Below are 3,880 nucleotides of genomic sequence, written 5' to 3'. Positions count from 1 at the left end.
TGGCGGTAGTACGGGTTATGGTCGTCAATATCGTCAGCGTTTGCTGGGAAATTGGGGAATTGTCGATGTGGAAGACTGCATCAACGGGGCAAAATATTTGGTTAATCAGGGATTAGTCGATGGGGAAAGATTGGCAATTTCTGGAGGCAGTGCCGGGGGTTATACAACTTTAGCGGCCTTAACTTTTCATGATACTTTTAAAGCAGGAGCTAGTTATTACGGAGTTAGTGATTTAGAGGTTTTAGCCACCGATACCCATAAATTCGAGTCGAGATATTTAGATAAATTGGTGGGACGTTATCCCGAAGAAAAGGAAATTTACTATCAGCGCTCGCCTATTCATTTTACCGCTCAGTTATCCTGTCCGGTGATCTTTTTCCAAGGTTTAGAAGATCGGGTAGTTCCACCCAATCAAGCGGAAATGATGGTAGAAGCTTTAAAAGCGAAAGGTTTACCCGTTGCTTACGTTCCCTTTGCGGGAGAACAACACGGATTTCGTCAAGCTGAATCGATAAAACGAGCATTAGATGCAGAATTTTATTTTTATTCCCGTCTCTTTGGTTTTACTCCTGCCGACAATTTAGAACCCGTAGAAATTAAGTAGTCGTGCCAAGTTAATTTCCTAGGTCAGTAATCGGTGAACAGCAGATATAGACCTAATATTATCTAAAGACTAAAAGTCTTTCTAGTTAAGAAACTTCCCCGAATAGAAATGATTTTAATTGCCCCATGTTTTTCTTAGTCGCCTACCCACGATTCAGACATATTTGAGGAGAAATCGAGCAAATAGGTCGAGTTCGTAACTATTCTGATTGACTGGTATCATTTGAAATGACTACACAGCAATCTGCTCATAAAATTGGCCGATTGTCAACAGCGTTTGAGATGCGCTTACCCTTTTCTAGGTTGGCAGTGGTTGCTTGACCAAGAACAAGAGGTAAGGCAGCGTAGGATTATTTTTTAATGTAAATACGAACTCCTTGAACTTCATCAACTAGCCGATAATTTTCATTGATAACCTTAGCGATTTCAGGAAAAACTTCGTGTCCCTGAGTTTCTCTATCGGTAAAGAAAAACATTCTTGGAGCTACAGCATCAACAAATAACTTAGCATTAGAATTAATGAAATCCTCCGCGTATCTTTGCAGAAAATATTCTTGCAGTGAACCTGGTTTGATTTGCCAAAGAGAAACACTATCTCTTATCGCCGGTACCAAACCCGTGTCAACATATAGCTCTGATGCCCATCCCCAGACCGCCATAGATTCACCAGGAGAAGCATACTTGAGAATAGTTTTAGCAATCGGACTAAGATAATTTCTAGCAAATCTTCTGCGATTATTAAGGTAAACATTATCCGATTTTATTATTGTGGCAACTTCTAAAAAACTACTAGCAACTGTAATAAAAATGACACCTGTTAAAAGAGAGAAGTTGAAGTTTGAAAGAGTTAATTGCGACACCTGTAATACTTGTGCCAGTTCACCTATAAAAACACCGATGAGAAATCCACTAGGTATGATTAGAAACAGCAAATAATGAGTAAACCCGTTCCCCGGTCTGATAATTGAATAACTCGATGCTGCCCAAATAAATAAACTGTAATAGACAAAGCAAAATGTCTGGTACTTTTCTTGATTTTGGCTTAAGGAAACACGCTTTAATATTAGAAATGGTACTCCTAATATCAAGACAATTGCTGTTAATAAAAATAATATCTGTGTATCTGGCACTCCTCTTAACATCCGAAGAAATATGATAATTTTTCCGAAAAAGCTTAGTTGATTTACGTTTCCCATCAAACCATGAGTAGAATAAATCAATAAATTCTGTTCTATGTAAGATTTCCAGAAAGCATCATATATTGAGAAAATTGTTAGATATAGTATGACCAGAGCGGAGAACAACATTCCCCCAAGAAAGAAAGCAGCAAGACTCCTGATGAATTGACCTCTCGCGCTGCTTTTTAGCCAGAGGATATGCAAAAATATACAAGCAATTGAGAAAGCTATAGGAACTGACTGAATTTTGGCAAAAGGAGTAGTTCCCAGGATAAAACCCAAGGCAAATATCAGCCGATTAGGATTAGATGAATTACCAGCATAATATTTACAAACGATTAACAAAGCCACACTTAATATTGCCACCGAAAAATGTTCACTTGTATAATGCACATAGTCGAAAAATGTCATGAAGGCGACAGTGGTAACCACAGGAACTATTGCTAGGCGAGAAAGGCTCTTATCGTAGAGAGTGGATAAGGCATAATAAAGACAAACAATAGCAGCAATGATCATGATTAAGCCGATCACACGACTACTAGCATATTCAATTCTGAACCCAAAAAAAGCTGGTAGAGTCAGAGGATAGACATTGAGTGGTCCAGATGAACCTGTATCTACCGCACGCCAGAAAACTGGATCTTTCAACAGTTTTATTGCACCCGAGGTAAATAGTGCCTCATCGGGGTTTAGCATTGGTGGCAAGAAACCTGGCCAGCGTGCTGCTAAAATAAAAGTCACTAAGGAGATAATAAATATTAGATTTGACAATAAAAATTTCTGTATCTTACCCGTGGGAGTTGTCAGGAATATGAGAGGAGCAAAAGCGCAAAAAATGAAGATAATAAAAGTGACTATTACCGATATTCTGTAAATAATTGACAAAGATTCAACATTTGCCAAGTTACTCAGTAGCCACCACCGTAAATCAATTTGGTTATTTACCATTTTTTCACCTTTTAGGGATCAATATACAAGTATTTTTTCTTTTAGACGATTTTGCACATCATTGGGAGAGATTTTTAACTGCTTCTGCACCGACTTAGGAATGATAAGTTCCTAATTCATCAAGCTTGTTCAGAGGGAGCATCTCATTTGTGCAAGTGAGTAATTAGGGTATGCTGAATATTAATGGAAGCATTACTAGAAACCAGTTTTGGGACTTTTTTAGTCAAAAAAGTGCAAGAAATAAACCTTGAGAAATCGATCCGAGGGACTCAAAATCCTTGCACTTTCATTCGACTCCCGACGACCGACTCCTAACCCCAGCAACAAACTTTTTCAGCAAACCCTAATTAATTGGCAAGAGTTCTATTAAATCCTCTGATCTTTTTAAACTCCCCGACGCTGAATTTTTCCTGCCCCGATTCGATACTTTATTGATTGCGAATAACTTTCTCATTATCAATTTCCCTCCCAGATTTTTAAATAAGCATTTTCCATATTTTGGGCGAATTTTTTCCCTTGCCAGAGGGGAGCTGTGTCACGATTTCCTAACAGTTGATGACTGATGTCTTGACGAAAGGAACGATCGAGTCCTAATTTTACTCCCCAGTGGATATATTCTACCTCATTCCAGCCAATTCCGGCTTCAATACCAGCATTAATCATAAAAGTATAACTATTGCGGGCGGAAAATTGTTCTCCTACCAGTGTAACTAAAGGGATTCCTTGCCATAAAACTTCTAAGGTGGTGGTAGCACCATTGTAGGGGTAGGTATCTAATACCACATCGGCAATCTGTAAATTAGCGCGATGGGTATATTCATCTATATCTCTCGGTAAAAACCGCAATCTTTGGGGATTAACTCCCTCGCGAATCGCTATTTCAGTAAATAATTCTTGAATTTTTTCAGTCTTACCGACTCCCTTAATCAGAAAATAACTATTAGGCACTTGTGCGAGAATTTTCATCTGAAGTTTAATAGTATCAGGATGGCGTTTCATGCCACTTTGTGCGGAAAAATAGATGGTAGCATCGGGGGGAATTTCTAAATCTTCTCGACGGAGATTGGGAGTGCCGATTTCAAAACCATCCACTGCTAAATATGTCTCTGGTAAACGATAGATTTTTTCTCGATAATATTCCTCCGCTTGCT

At 38.6% G+C, this 3,880-nt stretch carries 3 protein-coding genes; 1 reads left to right on the top strand and 2 read right to left on the bottom strand.

Annotated features, from left to right (window positions below):
• The coding region (locus tag PX484_RS12455; protein WP_288104078.1) for a S9 family peptidase at positions 1–604 on the top strand (604 nt) is incomplete at its 5' end.
• 349 nt (positions 605–953) lie between these two features.
• On the opposite strand, the gene PX484_RS12450 is transcribed toward PX484_RS12455, so the two are convergent.
• Together PX484_RS12450 and PX484_RS12445 are read right to left on the bottom strand one after the other, a co-directional pair.
• On the bottom strand, positions 954–2,729 hold the full coding sequence (locus tag PX484_RS12450; protein WP_288104077.1) for a hypothetical protein: 1,776 nt from the start codon (positions 2,727–2,729) through the stop codon (positions 954–956).
• A 456-nt stretch (positions 2,730–3,185) separates the two neighbouring features.
• The coding region (locus tag PX484_RS12445) for an O-linked N-acetylglucosamine transferase, SPINDLY family protein (RefSeq protein ID WP_502882735.1) at positions 3,186–3,880 on the bottom strand (695 nt) is incomplete at its 5' end.

This window comes from Microcystis sp. M49636_WE2, assembly GCF_030065375.1.
Taxonomy (GTDB): Bacteria; Cyanobacteriota; Cyanobacteriia; order Cyanobacteriales; family Microcystaceae; genus Microcystis; species Microcystis aeruginosa_C.
Note: the sequence above shows the minus strand (reverse complement) of the source record. Positions and strands in the feature narration are given on the sequence as shown.

What these genes read in the sequence shown, in the direction of transcription:
- PX484_RS12450 (WP_288104077.1), bottom strand. Translation starts at nt 2,729, where the DNA reads ATGGTAAATAACCAAATTGATTTACGGTGGTGGCTACTGAGTAACTTG.